The sequence below is a fragment of the Paenibacillus sp. MY03 genome (assembly GCF_002165585.1).
GTDB lineage: Bacteria > Bacillota > Bacilli > Paenibacillales > Paenibacillaceae > Pristimantibacillus > Pristimantibacillus agaridevorans.
This window is the reverse complement of sequence record NZ_MXQD01000038.1, coordinates 42,484-64,634: the sequence shown is the minus strand read 5'-3', so window position 1 is coordinate 64,634 and position 22,151 is coordinate 42,484. Positions and strand designations below refer to the sequence as shown.

The 22,151-nt window shown below is 47.9% G+C and carries 13 protein-coding genes; all 13 read right to left on the bottom strand.

Annotated elements, in window-relative coordinates; translation table 11 throughout:
• Positions 1–5: 5 nt before the first annotated feature.
• The 13 genes from B1748_RS25320 to B1748_RS25260 all read right to left on the bottom strand — a co-directional run bounded on the left by B1748_RS25320 (position 6) and on the right by B1748_RS25260 (position 22,035).
• Positions 6–2,150, bottom strand: a complete 2,145-nt coding sequence (locus B1748_RS25320) for a hypothetical protein (RefSeq protein ID WP_087570725.1) — start codon at positions 2,148–2,150, stop codon at positions 6–8.
• A gap of 28 nt (positions 2,151–2,178) precedes the next feature.
• Complete coding sequence (locus B1748_RS25315; RefSeq protein ID WP_087570724.1) at positions 2,179–3,303, bottom strand: ROK family transcriptional regulator; 1,125 nt, start codon at positions 3,301–3,303, stop codon at positions 2,179–2,181.
• Between the two features lie 361 nt (positions 3,304–3,664).
• Positions 3,665–4,522 carry a sugar phosphate isomerase/epimerase family protein gene (locus B1748_RS25310; RefSeq protein WP_087570723.1) on the bottom strand — a complete coding sequence of 286 codons (858 nt, stop codon included), beginning with the start codon at positions 4,520–4,522 and terminating at the stop codon, positions 3,665–3,667.
• A gap of 5 nt (positions 4,523–4,527) precedes the next feature.
• Positions 4,528–5,553: a TIM barrel protein gene (locus tag B1748_RS25305; RefSeq protein WP_087570722.1), complete on the bottom strand. Its 1,026-nt coding sequence runs from the start codon at positions 5,551–5,553 to the stop codon at positions 4,528–4,530.
• Between the two features lie 39 nt (positions 5,554–5,592).
• Positions 5,593–6,795 carry a Gfo/Idh/MocA family protein gene (locus B1748_RS25300; protein WP_256975923.1) on the bottom strand — a complete coding sequence of 401 codons (1,203 nt, stop codon included), beginning with the start codon at positions 6,793–6,795 and terminating at the stop codon, positions 5,593–5,595.
• Positions 6,796–6,812: 17 nt separating this feature from the next.
• Positions 6,813–8,069, bottom strand: coding sequence for a DegT/DnrJ/EryC1/StrS family aminotransferase (locus B1748_RS25295; RefSeq protein ID WP_087570721.1), 1,257 nt, complete (start codon positions 8,067–8,069; stop codon positions 6,813–6,815).
• Between the two features lie 29 nt (positions 8,070–8,098).
• Positions 8,099–9,286, bottom strand: a complete 1,188-nt coding sequence (locus tag B1748_RS25290; RefSeq protein WP_087570720.1) for a hypothetical protein — start codon at positions 9,284–9,286, stop codon at positions 8,099–8,101.
• Positions 9,287–10,118: 832 nt separating this feature from the next.
• The gene (locus B1748_RS25285) at positions 10,119–14,789 is read right to left on the bottom strand and encodes a carboxypeptidase regulatory-like domain-containing protein (protein ID WP_179215823.1); all 4,671 of its coding nucleotides are present in this window, start codon (positions 14,787–14,789) and stop codon (positions 10,119–10,121) included.
• Positions 14,790–15,075: 286 nt separating this feature from the next.
• Positions 15,076–16,269 carry a glycoside hydrolase family 88 protein gene (locus B1748_RS25280; RefSeq protein ID WP_087570718.1) on the bottom strand — a complete coding sequence of 398 codons (1,194 nt, stop codon included), beginning with the start codon at positions 16,267–16,269 and terminating at the stop codon, positions 15,076–15,078.
• Positions 16,270–16,271: 2 nt separating this feature from the next.
• Positions 16,272–18,344 (bottom strand): family 20 glycosylhydrolase, encoded by a 2,073-nt coding sequence (locus tag B1748_RS25275; RefSeq protein WP_087570717.1) that lies wholly within the window; start codon positions 18,342–18,344, stop codon positions 16,272–16,274.
• A gap of 54 nt (positions 18,345–18,398) precedes the next feature.
• A complete protein-coding gene (locus B1748_RS25270; protein WP_087570716.1) occupies positions 18,399–19,292 on the bottom strand; it encodes a carbohydrate ABC transporter permease in 894 nt (297 codons plus the stop codon).
• 49 nt (positions 19,293–19,341) lie between these two features.
• On the bottom strand, positions 19,342–20,238 hold the full coding sequence (locus B1748_RS25265) for an ABC transporter permease (RefSeq protein ID WP_256975922.1): 897 nt from the start codon (positions 20,236–20,238) through the stop codon (positions 19,342–19,344).
• 171 nt (positions 20,239–20,409) lie between these two features.
• Positions 20,410–22,035: a type 2 periplasmic-binding domain-containing protein gene (locus B1748_RS25260; RefSeq protein ID WP_087570715.1), complete on the bottom strand. Its 1,626-nt coding sequence runs from the start codon at positions 22,033–22,035 to the stop codon at positions 20,410–20,412.
• Between the last annotated feature and the right edge of the window lie 116 nt (positions 22,036–22,151).

The following is a 22,151-nucleotide window of genomic DNA, read 5'->3' as shown; positions in this document are numbered from 1 at the left end:
TCTCGTTATTGCATGCTATCCGTTAAAGCAAGCGACTTGCGGTATTGTGCAAATTCGCTGTCCAGCACGCTTTGCACTTGGTTCATTTTCCAGCGCAAATGCGCAGTGTCCGTCATATACTCCATGCTCGGTTCCCAGCCAAGCCGCGAATCGGCTTCCACCAGCGGGATCGTAGCCTCCGCATTTGCGATTTCACGGCGGGCCAACTCCTCCATCCGCTCCATCAATGCCAATGCTTTACCGGTATCCCCTTCGCTCAATAGCTGTCGTTTCAGCTTCCACCACTGCTTGACATGGATCGTCGTCTTAATCGACCTGGCAATAAACTGCCCTAGACCAAGCATTCTCACGCCGTCTTCTCTTTTTCTATCCGGAGTCCTTTTTAGCGCTTCTTCCAACAACTCGTTACCGGTCTCCATTAGCTCAAGCATCCGCTCGAGGCTCCTGATTTCCACGTCGATGCGGGTTACGCCAAGCGATTGCCGCGGATCTTCTAGCGGATCGTAATCCGTCAATACGATTTCGTTGCCGAACATCGCATGTTTGACAGCCGGCATTTGCACCGCTTTTTTAAACATAGCATTGCGGAAAACGAGTGGATAAGACGGCCCGACGCGAAACGGTCCGTACTGGTCTTCGTTTGTCGGGATATAATGGGTGATCGCTTCGCTCCATGCGTTCCAAGCTTCCACTGCAAGAGGCGCAGCCGCTTCGCCGAAGTCCCGCTTGGCTATCATCGCGAGCGCTTCCTCATACGAAGGGCTCGGACTCCAGTAAGCCCACTTTGCGAGCTCGCTAACAAAAGACGGCCACCAGCCGAAATGATGGGATTCCATTAGGCCGCTTAAACCCCAATCCTCGCTAGCCTTCTTTAATGCCTCATGTCTTTTGTTCCACTGCCCCGGAAACGGCTCGTAAGGAATGACGCCGAAATCCCAAGTGAGTCCGCCCGTATTGCTCATTGCATGCAGCTTAATGCCGCGTTCGCGAGCCACTTCCGCCTCGCTGCTAAAATACGCGCCAGGTCCGACGTTTGAAAGCGTATAGTCTACGCAAACGTGAGTGACATGCTCATTGCGTATTTGCTCGAACATCTCGAACGTCACTTGCAGCGTAATATTTTCCGGCAGCGCGCGGATAAGCTTCAGGCGATCTTCCTCCGGCGCCCACCCCCAGTTGTACGTCCAAAATACGATGTCCGCATCCGGGTTATGCGCGCGAATCGTTCCCGACAACAGGTTCAGCCACTGCGGAAAGTCTTCACACGGCCACCAACCTGGACTCGGCTTCGTTTGCGGTTGATCGGCCGGCCAATCAAGCCGCAGCTTGCCCGTCGTATTTGTATCCTTGCTCGGGAATTCGCATGATTCCCCGACGAGAATAACGCCTTTGAACCTTGGGCACGCCTTGAACACCCGTCCATAGGTGCTTTCGTAATATTGTTTCGCATCCGGATCATCCGGATGGAGGCGGCTAATCAAGTAGCTGTAAACATAGACATCCAGTCCATAGAGCTCAGCGCGATCGACCAAATAGTTGAAATCCTGATAACCTTCCGGCGTTTCGTCAACGTCCTTCACAAACACCATAATCGCGTCGATTCCCGCATGTGCAAGCGCATTCAAATGCGAATCGGGATAACGATCCAGCCCCCAGCCGGAATGGGCCATACGCGGCGAGAACAGCGGTTCGCGTGTAACATCCGTGCAAGCCAGCACCGGCGCTTCGCGCAAATTCATCTGATCCTCGAGAAAATAGCTGCCCTGCGCCGCCCCGCGTTCATTATAACCGCATATAATAATGCAACTTTGTTGAACAACGATTCGGTAACTTCGCGGCTTCGCAAGTTTAGCGCCAATCGCTGGCAATTGCTCGCTCGTCGCCAGTACGATTACACGCTCTTGCAAAGCAACCGTTTCCGCCATATCCTTTACCCGCAACAAACGAACGGAAACGTTCATGCTTGTAAACAGGTAGTCCTGCAAATCCTTGGCCGTATGGACCAGCAGCGGACTGGCTGCCTCATCGACAACGATGCGCCAGTCTTCCGAAATTTCCAGCTCGCCCGTTTCGGCGCGGACGCTGGAATCACGGCGATTCGGCTTATGAACCACTTCCAGCCGCTTGCGAAAATCGTAATTTCGCTCCATCTTCCGCCCCCTCATCTTTTGTGCTCAGTCATCCAATCAACGAATTTCGAACCAGCGTCAAGGCTCCGATCATCCCCTGCTTATCTCCGAACGAGCTATGCTCCAGTTGCATATCTACTGCAGCATAACGATTTGCTCTAAGCAAGATCGTACGTTTTGTTTCTTCGAAAATGATAGGCAAATGTTCAAAAACGGGGCCTCCCAAATAAATCACTTGCGGGTTAAACAAATTAATAACGTTGCTTAAAGCGATACCGATCGCTTTGCCTGACGCAATACAGACATCAAATGCGATTTTATCATTTATTCGATAAGCTTCTGCAATGGATTCGAGTTGGCCGCCTTGGCGCTTATAAGCATCCTCGATCATCGGATAAGTCACAATATTTTCCAAACAGCCATAATTGCCACACGAACATCGACCAGCTTCTTCATCTGCGGTAATATGTCCGAGCAACCCGCCTACATTATTAGCGCCTCTAAGCAATTGCCCATTAATAAATATGCCGGCCACTATACCGTAAGCAACGTGAACGTTGATAAAGTCCTCGACATCTTTGGCTTTACCTTCTATTTTCTCGGCTAGAGCCATCGTTCGGCCGCTTTCGTCCAAATAAACGGGACAATCAAACCGCCGGTTCAGCCTGGATACAATATCCAGTTCTCCCCAAGCATTGAGGTTTGGAATATTCAATATCCGCTGCATACTCCTATCCACGATACCCGTAACACCGATCCCTATGCCATCAAGGTCATCTGGATTCAATTCCGACTCGGACAAAAATTGTTCAATTTTCTCCAGCACACGCTCTATGACATCCGCTTCTCCGTCAAACTCATCTACAAAGTACTCCCGCTCATGCGTAATTCTCATGAGGTTATCCGCCAATGCAATGCGGATTCGGTATCCCCCAATATCAATTCCCAAAAACCGGAACTTCTCGGGATTTAAGTACAGCAATACTTCTTTTCTTCCCATCCCATTGCCAACACGATCGCCTTCGACAACGTAATGATGCTCGATGAGCATTTTTGTAATATTAGTAATTGTCGCTTGCGAAAGGCCTGTCATTTCCGCTAACGCTTTACGGGAGACTCCTTCGCATTTCTGTATAGCTTTCAGAATTTGATTTTCCAATGGATTCAATTTCATCCTAAACTATCCTCTCACACGCAATAATAAAATCACCTACCCATTCTATCATAAGTATTCGCTGTGCTTACAGGGTAAGGCTTTTGACTGAATGATCATGTTGTCTCCGCTTGAATGGCTGTTTTGCTCTTATATATTTTACTCATTAAATTATATAACTTAAATTCCTTATTGTAAATACATTAAAAAAATTCATTCAATCATTTCCGACTAACCAATTACCTTTACCCAAAGTAAATCGACCATATAATCTACTTGATGAATTATGTTATCGGCATAGTAGCGTGAAATGTGCGGCTTCTATCGGCATAGAACCAGCCACGGCTATTAGCCGTGGCTGTTCTTCTTTCTTATCACGAAATCAGCTTCTCACCGGAATCTTAAGCTCTTGCTCAACAAAATCGCGGCATATTTCCAAGCTGCGTAGAGGCGTATGCACAGAATAGTCGATTTCGACAGTCAGCCATCCATCATAGCCAATTTCATTTAATGCGTCGATAATAGGCGGGAAGTCGATCACCCCCGTACCAAGCTCGCAAAAATCGGTTAATGCTTCATTGCCCATCGACATGGTAGTGGCTTGGCTGCTTGCTTCTTTCGGCGCAAGATCCTTAAGATGCACATAAGCAACCCGCTCCTTATGCCGACGAATCACGCTGGGTACATCCATGCCAGCCCCCGATAAATGTGCCGTATCAGGTGCAAAGAACACTTCGGCGTCGCATAACGCAAGCAAATCATCGAGCTCATTCTCATCTTGAATCTCCGTCCACAAATGAGGATGCACGCACGACTTAACTCCAAATTCCAACGTTCGTTTTGCGGATTCGTTAATTGTAATTGCCGCCTGCTTTAATTGTTCCGGCGTCATAGCTCCTTTACGAGGGGCCCCTGGACCGAACACGATATGTCCAGCTCCGCATTTGGCTATTATTTTGGCTAGCCGAACGTTAAAGTCAATGATACTCTGTTGCTTTGCCGGATCAGCCAAACAACGCCCCGCTTCGCCCGAAGCTCCTCCGTATACTCCTGCAAGGGTAAGACCATATCGATCGAGCAATTGCTGCAGTTCGCTCTCGCGGTTTTCAAACCCTAACACGAAGGAGGGCCACGGCTCGATGGCCTTGTAACCTAACAGCGCTGCTTCCTCAAAGCTTTTTTCGAATTTGTCGCCCCAAGTAATGCCATGGACGGCTACTTTACCTTTAAAAGCGCTCAAGACATTCATCTCCCCATTAAATGTTCTAAAACATGCAAATCCAGTCCTTCATAATCACGCGCCGCAATAAACTGACGCTCTGCTTCTTTGTCGTAAGTACGCACCTTATCAACGAGATGCAAAAACATTTTTTTGCTATTTTCCAAGTGTTTATACGAAATGTCGCACGGCTGCGTCCTCATGACCTTTACATCCAAGCCGACAAATTCGCCGTTTTTGCCATATCCATTCTCTTCAAGCACACGCACCTGATTAAATGCACGCCGTAAATTATCAGATCCGAATGACTTATCCTGATCGTATTTCAGCCCATTCTGGTCATTAAGATGTACGCTCCACAGCTTGTCAAAGGAGAGCGCGTAGCCCATTTCATCCGATGGGTCAAGACCTGCCAGTATGCAATGTGCCGTTTCAATTAACCCGCCCACTCGCTTCGGATCTACCGTCCGATAAGCAAGCGCTAATGTGTGTCCAATAGTCGGTATGTACGCATGATCCATTGGCTCATTTGGTTTCGGTTCAATTAGAATTCGGATATTGCTGTCATATTCGAGCAGTTGATTCATGGCATCTACAATGTAATTAACCGAATCAACCGGATTTTTGGCTTCACGAATATAGGTGCCCTCTCTAGCCAGCCATAACACGAAGTTGTTCGTTCCCATCTCTCGCGCAATATCGACAGCTTGTTTGGAACGTTCGATTGCGTAGGCGCGCTCCTTCGCATCATTGGAAGTAAATGCGCCATCAATCGTGCGCTCGCTTTCCCATAGCCGTGGAGCAACAATTTCCGCGACCAATCCAAGCTCATCTAAACCACGACGTACGGCACCGGCTTCCTTCATGATTTCCGCATAAGATTTCTTTTCAATATCCGGTACAATATCATCATCGTGGAATTGGATGCCTTCGAATCCAAGCTCGCGATAAACGGCTAGTTTCTGTTGAAAATCATAGGATTGACGAACCGCGGGACCAAACGGATCTGCCCCCTCATGAATATTCCAAGGTCCAAATGAAAATCGATACATAGTCAAGCTCCTCTCAAGTGAAAACGGCTATTAACCGTTCTATGGCGTAAGAATAGTTGTTGTCGGTATTTTTACCCAACTTTTGTTTACAGATGAAGTTTCAACTGCTTCCAGGACCAGTTGATTGCGATATCCATCCTCGAAATTAGGCGATGGACTTCTATTTTCGGCAATACCATTTGTTAGCTCATGCAAAAGGTTGATAAAAGTATGCTCATAACCGATAATATGACCTGCAGGCCAGTAGGCCCCCGCATACGGATGGATTCCCTCCGTACAAGTGATGGTGCGGAACCCTTGATTGCCTTGCTCATCATCTTCCAAATATAATTCCAATTCGTTCATACTCTGCATATCCCAACGGACAGAGCCCTTGGATCCATTAATCTCGAACTGGTTCGTATTGCGGTTCCCTTTGCCGAAACGAGTCGCTTCGAAGACGCCGAACGCCCCATTGTCAAAGCGGCCTAGAAACGCTACTGCATCATCAACGTCAACATCGCCCATTTGATCCCCGTGAATCTCGGCATTTAACCCGCCGCTCATTTCTCCCAGAGGACGTTTCTTGATAAAGGTATCCATCATTCCGGACACTTCGCTGATCTCGCCTACCAGATAACGTGCCAGATCAATAGAATGAGCCATCAAATCTCCATGCGTGCCGGATCCGCATACATCCTTGCGCATCCGCCAGACAAGCGGAAAGTTGGGGTCCATAATCCAATCCTGCAAATATCTAGCTCTAAAATGATAAATATGTCCAAGCTTCCCACTGTCGATTAGCTGTTTGGCATATCGAACGGCCGGAGCGAAACGATAATTGTGACAAATCATATGCACAACTCCGGCTTTTTTAACCGCTTCCAACATGCGCCCGGCCTCTTCGACATTCATCGCCAATGGTTTCTCGCATAAAATATGTTTGCCGGCATTTGCTGCCGCGATCACGATTTCCGCATGCGTGTTGTTCGGTGTAACGATATCAATTAAATCGATGTCATCTCTTTCAATCAGACGACGCCAATCCGTTTCATACGAAGCCCATCCCATCTTTTCCGCCGCCTCTTGCACTCCCTCTTGATTGCGTCCCGCAATCGCCTGCATGACAGGTTCGACTTTGGTATCGAAATAGAAAGGCAAGTCGCGATAAGCGTGGCTATGGGCTTTTCCCATAAACTTGTATCCAATCATGCCGACGCGCAATTTCTTTTTCACCGTTCCGCCTGACAGCATTTCACTCATCCTCGCTCACTCACTCCTTATAGGGTGGCTGCAACTTTACGAATCGCTTCAATGACATCGTTACAATCTTCATCCGTCATATTTTGATGCAGATTTATCGCGATAGCACGGTTTAGCCAGTCAATTGTTTGCGGGCACATGTCTTGCGAATATTGGACATTGCCTTTGTAGCTCTGACAGTTCCAAGGGGTATCATTTTCCGAAGCCCCCTGCTTCTCCATTACGTATTTCCAATTTTTAAAAATATGCCGATCGGCAAAACCATTGTTGTTAATCGTGCCGTTTGGAATGCCTTCTTTGACCAACAGCTTCGAAAATTGTTCGGATTGCTCCAATGTATCCAAGTAGAAAACCAAGCTGTAAGAGAGGTCGCCTTGTGGATCCGGAATACGTTGCAGCTGTATTTGTGCGATATCCTTGATCCCATCAACAATGACCGACTTGACCTTCTGAAGTCGAGATACAAGAGAATCGATCCGCTGTGATTGAGCAAGCGCAAGCGCCGCGTTTAGCTCGCTGAGTCTGTAGTTCTCGCCAGCAAAAGGAACGGTTTCGGCCATTTTGTTCATATCCCAGTACACGAAAGCAGAATCATGATAAATCATAGCTCGCGCGTTTATCGATGGATCATTGGTAACGAGCATGCCGCCTTCGCCCGCAGTAACCAGTTTATATTGCTGAAAGCTAAAGCAGCCGGCATTGCCAATCGATCCGAGCGCCTTGCCTTTGTAGGAACCGCCGTTTGCTTGTGCCACATCTTCGATCACAATAAGGTTATGCTTTGTCGCGACCTCCATAATTTCGTCCATCTGGCAAGGAACTCCACGCATATGGACGGGAATAACCGCTTTCGTATAAGGGGTAATGGCCGCCTCCAGCGCTTGCGGATCCATCGTTAATGTGTCATCTACATCTACAATAACTGGAACTGCGCGGGCAATTAAGACGGCAGCCGCAGTAGCAATGTAGGTGTATGCTGGTACGATTACTTCGTCTCCCGGTCCGATGCCTGCTCCAATCAACGCAACTACCAGCGCCGAAGTACCGGCATTAACGCCTAGACAATATTGTACGCCTAGCCGATCACTGTACAATTTCTCCAATTGATACGCTTCCGAAAGCTCGTTATCGCTACCGCTATATCGGAATACTCTCTTTTTGTCCAGGACACGCAGTACATACTCTTTTTCCAGCTCGCCAATTTCCGCTGTACTGACTAAGCCAAAGTCCCATGGTTTCGTACGTACCGGAGTATGATTATCATGTAATTGCATCGAGTTCCCTACTTTCCTACCGTTATTTTTTATAAACTCTCGACTAGCTCTGCCGCAGCCCGAACAAATAGATCAGAAACGGTTTCGTCGTAAGGGGTCACATTCATTTCGTATCCTCCCAGCCCATCACGGAACGCCTCTACGGTCGGAAGATACCCATGGCATCCATTTGCAAGTCCGGACATCAACGTAAACGACGCTGGGGAATACGGTTTGATCAACTTCTCATACCCATTAAAAACCTCGCAGGATACGGCAAGCAGCAGCAAATCCCCAATTCGGAAGCCTTGCAGCGTCACGTCGATCGTTGGCTTATAATATCCTTGACGCGTTGGCAGCGTAACTTGCTTATCTGCCGCTTTCATCGGAAGTATGCCAATCGGCTGCAGGTCTTTCGCTGCGCGAGCAATATCCAGATGCAGCACTTGAGCCATCTCGAGCACCCAAGGATACGTATCTTCTGTTTCTGTCCGGTAATGGTCTCTCGGACCCACATTTCCAGAAAACCCTTGAATGAACAACGACACAAAACCTTCTTTAAACGTCGATTCGTACTCACTCATCGCCAGTCCGACAAATTCGCTGGAAACCCGATTAAACGGATTGGCCAGCAAGGTTGGATGCACCGCACAGTTGACGATCGCCCCCAAAGCCTCGCCGTCTACCGACTCAATCATAATGAGATGGAGCGAAGGATCAATGGGCAATGTATCGTTATGCTGCAGATGAGGTCTACGATTTACCGATACGCTGCATTGTCCGGCAGCCGCACGAATTTGTACGTCCTGCAGCCTTTCGGCCGTTTCTGCAATCAATGCCGCGATTCGGGAAGTATACTTCCCACTAAAATGCTCGGGGGCGCTATGGGTATGCGTGGCATGCACGGATACGGTAAATTCCTCTGTTTGAGCGGCATCCGCCCATAACCGCTTAGTCCCTTCCGGGAACGTTTGGAGCAATTGACGATAAGGCTCCATTTGCCCATCAGGATTAGGTGACAAGTAGTCCTTTTCGTTTGTAAGACAACAGTCGACACTAACAATCACTTGCCGAGATCTTCCATCGTCCAAAATCAAAACCCGCGCATACAGTTCATCCAGTATGTCTTTGTCAGGATTCGCAATGTATAAACCAGGATCATAACCTTGCAGCGGTGCCGGCTCCTCTGGCGTTATCTTTACTTTTCCAAACGCCGCCTTCACTCCTCCATCTTTCATCGCTCGTATCCCTCCCGATTCGGTGCGTGAGTTCTATATAATTCATTAAGTAAATTATATAACCGATATACACGTTTGTAAACCCCTTCATTAAAATATTTATGTGATCAATATAGCAGTTCCAATCCTAGTAACAGTTGATTCTTCTATATAATTTATTAACTGAATTATGTAGCTGAGAATTAAGCAAATTGAGAACTTCAAGATTCAAATAACAAGCTATCGACAAGGGAGTAATGAGAAAAACCGTCAGGGACAAATCACCCTAACGGTCCCTTGCGTCTGCACATTTGTGCATTTCTCCCCAATTTCCGAAACAAATTTGGCCCCTGCACAGCGATTTGTACGAAAACACACAAATTCTCGCTTCACATCGTCGTTCGGAACCCCTCTGAACCAAAATTTAAGTATATATGTACAAATATATGAATGAATGGCTCTTACCTCACCATAATTGTGTATTTTCGCTCAATTGTTGCGTAAACAGCGCAAACGAATCTGCATCTGAGAGCGCGCGTTTTAACGACGATCAACCGTTTAACCATCGAAATAGAAGATAACGGCAAGGGTGTTTCACCCTGAGCATATGGGAATTCCCCCTCAGGAGTACAGACAGAACAATTCATAGACAATTAACAGCAAAGCTTTGCGGACTTTTCAAGCAAAACGCCGCCCAATTCTCCCTTTTTCGGAAAATACGGACGGCGTATGCTTTACGACCGTTTATAATGAATTGTACTATTAGGTTCATTACTCCGGTCAACAGTATTGGATAAGCCTTGCCAAGAGTACCGTTTGAAACGGAATTCAATGAGGCACACCCGGATATCGTTTACCAGTCTTCTACAGCTTCTACCTCCGTCTTCAACACATCAAAGCGAATAAGTTTATCGGAGGACAGCTCGTTTTTATATCCAGTTCTGACCATTTTAATCGTATGAATACCAAGCGGAAGCTCTCCTGTATCCCACATCAGCGCTTGTCGTATCACAGTAGCCGAATAGTTATCATGTTGTCCCTTCAATTCTCCATCGACGTAAACGTCCGCGATCCCTCCGTTAAATGCGGTACTTCCGTACAAAGTAGCCCGCGTACCATAAAACATAATCTCAACGGATCCGCCATCATCCAGCGCATAACGCTCACTTCCCCCATGCAATGAGGCGTTAGCTAGTGTAGACCAACGTTTGCTGTAAGTAACGAATGGGCTTGTATCGTCAATAACTGCAGGCTCAGAGCTTAATACTGTTATTGGAGCTGATCCCGGCGAAACAATGCCTGCCATGTTTACTGCGTATAGCTGGTACTTCCCAGGCTCCATATGCGAAGTGTCGAACGATACTTCTATCCCCGCTGACGCATCTGCCTTCAATCCGTATACCGTGCCATCTACTGCCGACAAGACGACTTGTTCAAGCTCGCTTTCGGAAGCATACGCTTTTGCCGGCACCAAGTATAACTTGCCTGGCACCGAGCTTGTAGCCGTCACCGCAGTTCCGGTAACGATTAGTGCAGCGGAGTCGGATGTGACGGCCGGCGGCAACATTGTTGTTAACGTGATGAATACAGCAGCGGTCTCTCCATACGCAGCGTACACCGACGTTGACACTGCTCTCGCATAGCCATTCGCTGAAACTGTAACACGATGCTGTCCTGCCGGAACCTGGAGCACAAATGTCCCATCTGCATTCGTAGTCGTTACAATATTGGCATATCCGCTCAAATTGACAACAGCTCCTGACAATGGACTGCCATCTCCATCCGTTACCGTGCCAGAGATAACACTGTCTCTGACGGGGGGAGCGCCAATCACTTCAGCGCTTTCCTTGCCGGATATTCTCACCGTATGAGTTCCCGTCCAACGACGCCCCGGGTAATAGGTTTGCTCTGAAGTGCCGTTATCCCCGATCGAAAATCCCGGATCATGTTCGGCCAGAAGGAGAACCGAATTTCCAGCTTCATACTGAACAGCTCCGACTTTATATCCCGACGTACTTTGATCAGGATGACGCACGATAGCGTATTGTCCCGCGATATCTTCTGGTATATGACCATTTACGACTAGCGCGTCCATATCGTCTCCATGCGCTGCGCTTCTTGTCTCCATGATCTCCCCCGTCACATAACCGTCGCCCTCGATTTGCTGCTCTCCCATTCTGAGCAGCGTACCGCCAACAAGCGACATGCTCCGCACCTCTCCGTCCACAAGACGGATGAACCCCATCTCTCCTACCATCGTCACACCCGCCGCCGTCACAGGTTCATTCGGATAATCCGGATTGCTCAGAATAATGTCTGTCGTATTGCCGTAAACCACTTTAACTGCGACAGCTCCTGCCGGTGCCCCGTTCAGTTGAAGGCGGTCGATCGCCTCTACACGAGACTGCTCACCGCTGTATGGCTCCATAAGCGTTACAAAGGTGCTGTTCAAATTCGTGCCTTCTCTGCGCAATACGAGCTTCGGCATTGTGTGTTTCACTGCTTCGTCATTATTGTCTACCGAGGTTCCTTGCAGACGAATGGATCGGAGTGACGGCGAACGTCCCAAGAACAGCTCGTTCTGACCGGGTTCAAGCAAGCCGGTCACCTTCATCCTCGCCCCTTGTACGCCTTTATCCTCCGTTACAAGCGTCAATTCATACTGCTCGCCGTCGAGCTCCGCTTGCTGCACGTCCCGGACATAGATATAGCCAGGATAATGCCCTTCCGCGCTGCCGCTATCGCTATTATTCGCCGGCAGTACAACCTCAGTACCCGGAGGCAGCAAGTATGGACCGTAGTCCGTGAGCTGCGCATTGGTCTCGAAACGGGCATCGCGATTCGCATCGCCTTGCAGCGTATATTCGTGTCGGCTGCCCCCTTGAATGCGGAACAAATCCAATACATACCCTTGCTCACCGCTTCCATCCGCGAACGGGACGAACCATGGCTCGCGACTGTACTTCTCCGTTACTTCGTAGGCGGAATCATATTCGGCGCGCAGCATCCGAAACGGATATCCTTCCGATACGAAAGCCGAAATATTGCCTCCGTGCTTGGTCTCTTCCCCTCTCGCCATATTCGCGCTGTCCACAACAACCGTGTTGTGCGCCATCGTAGACAAGGAAAACCAGCGATAGAAGGTATTGTGCGTATAGCCGAGATCCGGCATCAGCTCCTGCCCTTGCGAATACAAGCTAAGATTGAGCGGATCATTGTGAGCGTGTCCGTACTTCGGTTGGAAGCCCATATACAATTGCGTCTGCTCTGCTCCGAATCCTCCGGTTAATCTCCCGACCTTGGCTGCCGGCAGCAGGAAGGAGCCTGCATCCAACAGCGGGTTCGGTCGCACTTGGTTCGCCCATGTGTCAGTGATAGGTAGCACTTTCCCATCCGGGTATGCCAGCTTATCGGCATTTTCGATGATGCGGCCAATACTTGGGAACTGCTGCAGCACATTCAAATTATCGAATCGCTTACCGCTTCGAGGCGATACATAACCCGCAGGATCGCTCCATCCCTGCAGCATTTCCGCTACTGCCAACAGTCCGTTCATGGTCTGATTATGATAGCTTGGAGTAACCTCCTGCCAGTAGCCATCGGAGAGGAACATTTTGTTCACAAGTTCCTGTACCGATTCCAGGACAAGATGAATATAATCTGGCTCGTCTAGCGCCATCCCAACCTCAATCAGTCCTTTCCACGTCTGAAACGACATATTGCCTAAGTATTCGGGACGCGACAGCACGAATTCCGCTGAAGGCACAATCATGTTCTGAACGATGCGCTGTTCGACATCCTCGCCGTACTCCTCGCTGAGCAATTGGAATGCATTCGTTCCTTTCAGTTCCTTATAGAGATGAAGCAATGTTGTGATTCTCGGTAGTTCGTTATACCACCAACGCTCCCATATCCCACCCCAATATGGAAACGGCGGTCCGGATCGCTTGTCAAGAGACAAGTTAGCATGATTGTTCCCGCCAACCCGGTCAACGGTCGGATTGTAGCCCTCATAAGCTTCCGTGAAAGCATATAGCAAGCGAGCTGCCCCAAGCGGATCGGTCTGTCCTAGCGCCCCAGCCTGACCAATCGCCCGAGCCTTCTGCAAGTACCACATATGGGCAGTGATAAAAAACTTTCTTCCTTCATTGTCCTCGTAATAAGGGATTGTAACGGTTTCACCCTTTCCGTTCTCCAAGGTTAGCGACTTATCTTCCGCATATTGAGCATTCGGATAGACAGTGCCTGTACGAGGAGCTTTCAAGCTATGCCCGTCTTCCGAAAGCTGATATAACCCGTTTGGATAAAGCTCCGGCATTTCAGGCAAGCCGACAAAAAGGAAGCCGGGCTGCGGCGGGATGAGAGCCTTGATTTGTTCTACTTTTTGGGACGGAGCGCTCCATGCCAGTTGTTCTAGCGGCCCGGCATCTCCGCTGCCGCCTCCCATGTCGTACGCGGCTTCTCCGGCAGCGATGATGGCTTCCCGGTCGAAGCTTAGTACAGCAATCTTTCGCGCAGTCGGATGATTCGGCAATAAATGGATTCGCAACTGGTATAAGCCACGCTTCACAGGGGCGGGATGCTCGAATTCCAGTTTTAATGTTTGCCCACTCCAGTTCAATCCACCATGCTCCAGCCTGCTCCAGGACTGCCCAGGTTCTTTCCACTGAAGCTCCACATCCATATGCTTCGTCTTTTTCAATCCGTTCAGTCTTTTCTCCCTCTGAAACAGGGAACTCAGATCCATAGAAAACTGTTTTTCTGTAAAACCATTATACAAAAGCTGCAATTGATCTGATTGTTCTGCAAGGAAACGATCTCCGGTATCATCAACCAAGCTGTCAGATAAACTTGAAAATACAATACTGCCGAATCGCTCTTCATTAACAAGACCAATACGGACTAGTACATCATTCGGCTGATTCTCATGCCATTGATCGGAAAGGCGTATCGGCACCCAAGAGCTAAGCGGGCGAGTGTAAAGATTATGCAGATGTACGATATTCATCTGCCACTCATCACCCGGCCCGACTCCTGCAGGCATAATATCCGCAATGGGAACAGCCAGCTCTACGTATACCTCTTCCCCATCTGTGGACGAAGCATGTTCAGCGGCGTCAATGGCCACTTTACCTGCATCTTCCCACAGCTTGGCCACATCGGGCGAAGGATTCCAAATCGGCAATAAACTTGGAGCCTCAGCCGTATTCATCGGAATTTCAACGGTGTAGAAACTCTCACTGCCCTGCGGCTTCAGAATGACTGCAATTTGTGCCAGGCTATCTGCTTCCTCCTTTGCAATCCGGCCCCCGATGTAAACGTAGCCTTGATCGTATGCCACTTGATACTTCACGCTTTCGTGCAACGATTGATTGTAAAAAGCCGTTTGAAAATTTCCGATTTCCTCCGCATTTGCCCACATTCCCTCATCAAGTACACCATCAATTACTGGCGCGCTATTCACTTGAGGCAGGACAGCCCATTTGTCCGCTTCATAAGAAATCGGCTGCGGAACTAACTCCATTGTCTGAGCTTCATTTCCAGCATTTGCGTCAGCGTTCACATTTGGAGCAAGTCCGAACGATGATAGAAGCAGGATACAGCTCAAACATGACATTATACTGATTTTTAGATACTTTTCCATATTGCCACTTACCTTTCTTTTTATAATTTTTTAATTCCAATGTTACAGCCCTTCTTTTATCACCTCCCATCATTTGTAAGCGCTTTTATAAAATTGCGATAATAACCTGTAAGCCAGGTTAGTCTGGAGCAACTGCTCTGCCTGAGCAGTTGCTCTATCTACCTACCTACCAGTACAACTCCCACTCCCTTGTCACTCTTACCAGAGCCTCAAGGTAATAGTAGCACCCAAACAGGCATGCTTCATCAATGCCCATATTGTGCGGTATACTCCCTACCACATGCAAAAGCAGCGCATTGGAATCTTCATTATGGATTGTAGAGTAATTGTCAACCAAACTCTTCAATATCTTAAAGGCCGCATTAGTGTAATACTGCTTTTCCTCTCCTTCCGGAAGCCACTTGGCCAGCTCCAGAAGACCGCACACCGTAATCGCCGAAGCCGATGTATCCCTCAATTCGCCACTGCCGTCAGTAAAATCAAAATCCCAGTAAACGACCAGGTCTGAAGGACTCCTGTTCAGGAAATAATTCGCCAAGGCCTTGCAGCTCATGAGTAAATCTTCATTTTTTGTATACCTATAATTCAGTATTGAACCGTAAATGGCCCATGCCTGTCCCCGTGTCCAGCAGGATGTATCCGAATGTCCCTGAGCCGTTCTTCCAAATCTCGGTTCACCCGTCTCCGAATCAAATAAAAACATATGGTAGGTTGAAGCATCCTCCCTGACGATGTTATCCAATGTTCTTTCTGCGTGGGATTCCGCTCTTTCCCTGTATTCCGGATTTCCGGTAACCTCTGAAGCCCAATACATGAGGGGCATATTCATCATGGAATCAATGATCACATTCCCTCGTTTATCCGGTTCATCAAATTCTCCCCCTGACCAGGAGCGTATGATCCCGGCTGGCTCCAGATAGCGGTTCGAGAGCTGGTCTGCTGCTTTCAAGGCTGCCGTTTTTGCCTTTTCGCTTCCTGTCAGTTTGAATGCCGCAACACAAGAGAGACTATATAAAAATCCCATATCATGGTGATCGACCGCTATTTTATTGTCTATTCTATGAATAAACCTATCCACTTGCACTTCCGTGGCTTTTCTGTATCTTTCATCTGCGGTGATTTCCCAGGCAAGCCACATCATCCCCGTCCAGAAGCCTTCCGTCCAGTTTCTATTCTCCTCTTTAGGATAATAAACATTATTTTTACTCCAGGCATGCGGGAAAAAATCAGTGAATTGTTCCACATTGCCTTCCAATTTTTTTAGAGCAGCCTCTAGCGCTTCTTGAAATACTCCTTTATCAAAATCTGGCGCCGTTTTAAATACATCCATTTTCAAGCCTTCATCCAAAACTTTTTTCATGCTTACTTCTCCTCCGAATGAATAAATCTATCATTCCAGTTTGTTAATTGCTCAACTTGCTTCCGCATCGCTTCGCGCAAATACATATATTCTCTCCAGCTAACAGCCACCAAGTAGTCAGGCAAGATGTCCTGCACCTCGATCAGAAAGGCATCCAGCTTATCTAATTCCAACTGCAATTGTGCGCCTATGTCTGCAACAAGCTCGCTTCGTTTCTCCACAGGAGAGTCCTGCGTGTCTTCCAGTGCCTGCACAGCATCTGCAAGTCCAAGCAGCGCGTCAATCAACGCAATCACTCTTCTGCACTCGAAACGAATGACTTGCAGCTCATACTCCCGTCCCGCTACCGCTTTCCCTTGCTCAAACAATGGCAAAATATTGTGAGCCAACGTCCGGGTGATCCGATACGCTTTGTGAGTTCCATCCGTCGAAAGTATACTGCGGATGATCGGTTCAGGATACAGATGCGCTTTTTTCGGTTGACCGAAAAGCACACCGATCTCCATCAACAAAGCAAATGTAGAAGAGTACTCAAACAACTTCCGCATATCGCCCATGCCCTTCGCCCACCGCTGTGTCTCGTCCGCTACAATCCAGTTCGCATACAACCGATCAAATTCGGTTGCATCCCGTCTTTGCGCATTCCAGCCTTTCTCTGCCAAACTGGCAACATTCCTCCGATAATTTGGAGAATAGACATGATAGGCCATCACCCCTTGGAACGAATGCTTCATCCCTTCATTAATGCGGTTCTCTATGTTCTCCACATGATCCTGGTAGATCATCCAAGGCAACCATCCAGTACTCGGCGCCGTCCAGCCTTCAGCTCCGCGAACGGCTCGAACAGGACATACGGGCATCGTATAGTCCCACCAATGAATGACAACTTTCCCAGACAGTTTATGCTGTTCCAAAAAGACTTCAAATGATGAATCAAACTCTGTCAAATTTTTCGCCATGTCATGCCAAATAATAATCTTTTCCATACCGCTCGACAGCAAATATTGGCTGATTTCCAGCATATACAGTTCAAACAACTGGCGCTTTGAATAAACAGCCAAATCCGCAGCGCTCCACTCTTCTATTTCATCCATGCCGATATGGAACCATGTCTGACCGTACGGCAACATATAACGTTCGACGATCCGTCCCAGTAGCCGCTTCAATGTAGGAAAGGTATCCGGATGCGTTAAAGAATAACCTTTGTACGTAGGTTCCCCCTGCTCATTGACCGACGAAATATTCGGGTACAACCTCGGCAGCAGCGACGAATGACCAGGTCCGTTAAATTGCGGAACGACGCGAATTCCCCGCTCCGTCGCATAGGCAATAAGCTGCTCCAGTCCATCCCCCTCGTAAATAGGTGCCTGGTATGTCTTCGTAGTCAGCTGCTTGGCGACAGGATCAAAATAATGAATCTGTCTTTCCTGCAACTGCTCCGGATCATCGAGAACGGGGGCGAACAAAAATTCCGAACGGCTATTACTATCCGTAGGATAGCAGTGCCCGTGGGGCCAGCAGCCGTATATACCGATGCCGAATATGTTCAGCTTGAACGACACCATATCATCGATCATGCTTTTCCAATCACTGAGCTCCATCCTGTCAGATCCCCAGTAGCTTTCCGCAAAGAAACCTCTGATCGGCACATCCGGTGTATCTTCGATCTCCACAAGCGGCACACTCAGCAAATTGCTGCTTGCCCCGGGCTGAAGTAACTGAATAAGCGTTTGTACGCCATGAAGTAACCCGACCGGCGACCCGGAGATACGCAATTCCTTGTTCTGTGCGATGAGGTTGTATCTCTCGGATTCCTCCTTCGTATCTTCCAGTCTAATTCGGTAGGCAGGCCCGCTTTCTATCTTTTCATCCCTATTCCTGCCGTTTTCACGGGCAAGTGCAGTTCCGTGCCAACGCTCCGCAAACCAGGCGATCAGTTGGCGAACAGCCACTTGTATGATCGTCGATGCCGACGTATCTGGTTCAACCGTAATCGTATAACTTTTGTCCAACTCTAGCATTCCGTTACAGCGCATCTTCTTCGGCGCCGGTATCAAAATCGGAAGCGCATTCATATATTCAACCTCACTTCATATCCATATCCATCTTCATGCGAACTTTCTTTCAACTTATCCTTTAATTGCCCCTAAGAGCATACCTTTGATAAAATACTTTTGCAGAAACGGATAGACGATAATAACCGGCAAAATTGCTACGGTCACGGTCGCCATCTTGATAGTCTCCGGCGGCAATTGCTCTACTATCTGCACAACGCCCAATTGAAGTTCGCCCGAAAGATCCGTTGATTGGATCATATTGCGAAGCACAACTTGCATCGGCTCCAAATGTTTGTCGTTCAAGTACATAATTCCTTTAAAATATTCATTCCAGTGGCCAACTCCATAAAATAGCCCTATTGTCGCGACCATCGGCATAGACAGCGGAAGCACAATGCTGACAAGCGTGCGTATATCGCCGCAGCCGTCTACCTTGGCCGCCTCCTCTACCTCGTCCGGCAAATTCTCGAAATAGGTTTTCATAATGAGCAAGTTGAATGTACTGACCATGCCCGGAACAATCATCGCCCATACGGTGTTATACAATCCAACTCCCCGCACAACCAGGTAAGTCGGAATAATTCCACCGGTGAACAGCATCGTGAATACGACTGCCATTAACACAATATTTCTACCTTCAAGATGTTTTTTGGATAAAGGATACGCGAGCAGAACGGTTACCACCAAATTAAGCAAGGTACCGACAACCGTGATGAACACCGTTATTTTGATCGCATTCGGTACGCGCACACTGCCGAAAATTTCCTTGTACGCGGACCAGGTAACTTCACTCGGCCAAATAATAAATCCACCGTTGCGCAACACCTCCGAATACGGAGTAATGGATACAATAACGACGTAATACAGTGGAAATAAAGTAGCCAGCGCAAACAGCCCCAGAACAATATACATAACAGCATCCACAATGCGATCCGAGAGTGTGTTGTTTACATTCAAGTGATTCATGATTGATTCTCCCTATGTTTCATGGTTTCGAGATTCGCAGTGATATGCGTCACCAGATACCTGAGCCACCGAGCTTTTTCGCAAACTTATTGGCGCCGATGACAAGCACCAATCCGATGACAGATTTAAACAAGCCGGCAGTAGCCGCAATACTGAACTCCAGATTTTCCAAGCCGCGGCGGAACACCCAGGTATCGATAATATCTCCGACATCGTACACCCTTGCGTTCAAGAAGATATAAACCTGGTCGAATCCGGCGTCCAGTATATGTCCCAATCTGATTATCAGCAACAGGACGAACACCTCTCGAATACCCGGCAATGTAATATGCCACATGCGTCTCCAGCGCCCGGCTCCATCCACAATAGCTGCTTCATACAACTCCGGGCTGATAGATGCTAGAGCCGCCAAGTAGATAATGGCTCCGAAACCGGTACTTTTCCATAACTCGGTCATAATAAGCAACGGCCTGAACCAATCCGAATTCGTCAGAAACTCAGGAGTCGCCCAACCCATATCGCGGAAAAAAGTAGTAATTAATCCCGATCCGGGGGCGAGAAAAGAAAACACAAGTCCGTAAACAATAATCCATGACAAAAAGTGCGGTCCATACGTAATCGTCTGCACGACCCGCTTGAACCAGCGAACGCGAATTTCGTTGAGCATAAGCGCGAGAATGACGTCCGGCAGCATATTAAACAACAATCTGTAAACGCTAATAATGAGCGTGTTTTTCATAATAATAGGAAAATCATCAGACTCGAACAAAATCCGGAAGTTTTCTAACCCTACCCAAGAGCTGCCCCAAATTCCTTTGAACAAATTATAATCCTTGAAAGCGATCAGAAGACCGCCCATCGGCAAGTAGTGAAATATCAAATAATAGAGTAAACCAGGTATCATCATGGCATATAACCAGCGTTTACGAATGAGCGTCTCCAACACCCTGATCTCCTCTTCCTATGCGCTGCCCCCTGCACTCACGATTCAGAGGGCAGCGTTTTACTTAAAATATAGGAAAGTATATAATTTTGCTGCACTTTCTCTATATTTCTCGGAACGAAACGCACCCCGCCGCCAAATGACGGCGTAGCCGTTTCGCCTTGCTTTTGTTTATTATTTCAGTGCGCCTGCTGCCCGCAGATCTTCTGTATATTTGTCAAGCAACTCCTGCGCTCTGTACTTTGTAAGCAATTCTTCGCGGTACGCCATCCAGTTCTTACCTGACTTATCATCAAAGATCGCCTTAGAGAACAACTCGTTCTGTCTCTTACGGAAAGCGGAAATATCAAAGTCTTGCGGCGGCAACAATGGAGCTCCTATATAAGGATTAAGCGGCTGCTTCAGCAAAAATTTAACAATTTCACGGTCACGATCAGTCTCGTTCGGATCAATCACAGTTAAGCCATATACTTCAGGCTGTACGATAGGCTGCGTGAAGAAAGACCATATTTGCAAGAAGTTACCTTGATTCAAAATATCATTCTGATAAGCTTCCTTGTTCAGCGTAACTGTTCTGCCTTCCATCTTATAATGCTTACCTTCTTGTCCGAAGTGCGTAAGCAAATAACCTTCCTCTGATGCCAGCCAGTCAAGAATTTCAATGGTACGTTTTACTTTCTCCGGATTTTTCTCTGCTACCGTTTTAGGGAACAAAAACGGAGCGCTCGGAGCAGACTGATTGGCCAGCGGTGTATCTCCAACCATCGTGAATGGACGCCATTCCGCTTGCGGATGAATTTGCTTCGTCCGATATTGAATGCTGGTCGGTGCATTATCAAACGCGAAATCTATCGTTTGACCCATTACAACGCCAACCTTTCCTTGAATCGCTTTCTCGATATGCTGCGGAGATTTGTTCAAATACCAGTCCGGATCGACAACCTTCATATCGATCAACTTGGTCACATCATCCAAAACCGCTGTCATATTTTCGCTCATCGTTCCGTCAACCCACTTGCCATCCTCGAAGTAAGACGGGAATTTCACACCATTTTTCGCAAGCTCCGGCCAATCCCAGCCGAGATTCGCTCCTCCGCCCGAAGTGGAGAATCCATAAGTATCCGGCTTGCCATTTTGATCCGGATCATTGAATGTGAATGCCTTCAGTACCTCTATATATTCCTCATACGTTGTCGGCATTTTCAATTTCAAGTTATCCAGCCAGTCCTGACGGATGTAAAAAATCCGGTAGCTTTGCTTGGCATAAGGAATCGGCGCGCGATAAAACGCTCCTTGAACTTGGTAACGACCTAATAGTTCTTCCGTCATCCAATACTTGAAATAATTCGGCATCGTCTCTGGAGAAAGGAACGGCGTTAAATCTGCAAGCAAACCGTCAATCGCGTATTTGATACCGCCATCCGCATTTCTGTCTACCCACATATCGGGCGGTGTCGATGCCAGCAAAGTGTTCAGTTTCGTATTGTAGTCGCCTCCGGCAACCATATACGTCAATTTCAAATCAACATTAAACTTGTCCTGTATCATCTGAAGGACGAAATCTTTGCTCGCGTCCGGTAATGACGTATTAGCCGGAGCGCTTACAAACCAATTCAACTCTATTTTTTCTTTTTTGACTTCCTGATTAACCTCCTCGGCAGGCTTCGAGCTTGCACTTGCATTCGGTTCCTTACTTGCACTTATCGGCGGTTGCTCCGCTGTCTTTCCGCATGCGCTCAGTATGCCGGACAATAACAACACTACCGCGACCATGCTTTTCATCAAAGTCTTTTTCTTCATTGATTCAATACCCCTTCCGCATAATTGTAAATATCATTTCCGGCCGAATCGATCTGCCGACAGAATCAGCATGGCATGCAGCGCAACACACTGCAATTATCACTTGGTAAGTCCTT

Coding starts and splice junctions, on each gene's coding strand:
- B1748_RS25320 (WP_087570725.1), bottom strand. CDS start 2,150: ATGGAGCGAAATTACGATTTTCGCAAGCGGCTGGAAGTGGTTCATAAG.
- B1748_RS25315 (WP_087570724.1), bottom strand. CDS start 3,303: ATGAAATTGAATCCATTGGAAAATCAAATTCTGAAAGCTATACAGAAA.
- B1748_RS25305 (WP_087570722.1), bottom strand. CDS start 5,553: ATGTATCGATTTTCATTTGGACCTTGGAATATTCATGAGGGGGCAGAT.
- B1748_RS25300 (WP_256975923.1), bottom strand. CDS start 6,795: ATGAGTGAAATGCTGTCAGGCGGAACGGTGAAAAAGAAATTGCGCGTC.
- B1748_RS25295 (WP_087570721.1), bottom strand. CDS start 8,069: ATGCAATTACATGATAATCATACTCCGGTACGTACGAAACCATGGGAC.
- B1748_RS25290 (WP_087570720.1), bottom strand. CDS start 9,286: ATGAAAGATGGAGGAGTGAAGGCGGCGTTTGGAAAAGTAAAGATAACG.
- B1748_RS25285 (WP_179215823.1), bottom strand. CDS start 14,789: ATGGAGTTAGTTCCGCAGCCGATTTCTTATGAAGCGGACAAATGGGCT.
- B1748_RS25280 (WP_087570718.1), bottom strand. CDS start 16,269: ATGAAAAAAGTTTTGGATGAAGGCTTGAAAATGGATGTATTTAAAACG.
- B1748_RS25275 (WP_087570717.1), bottom strand. CDS start 18,344: ATGAATGCGCTTCCGATTTTGATACCGGCGCCGAAGAAGATGCGCTGT.
- B1748_RS25270 (WP_087570716.1), bottom strand. CDS start 19,292: ATGAATCACTTGAATGTAAACAACACACTCTCGGATCGCATTGTGGAT.
- B1748_RS25260 (WP_087570715.1), bottom strand. CDS start 22,035: ATGAAGAAAAAGACTTTGATGAAAAGCATGGTCGCGGTAGTGTTGTTA.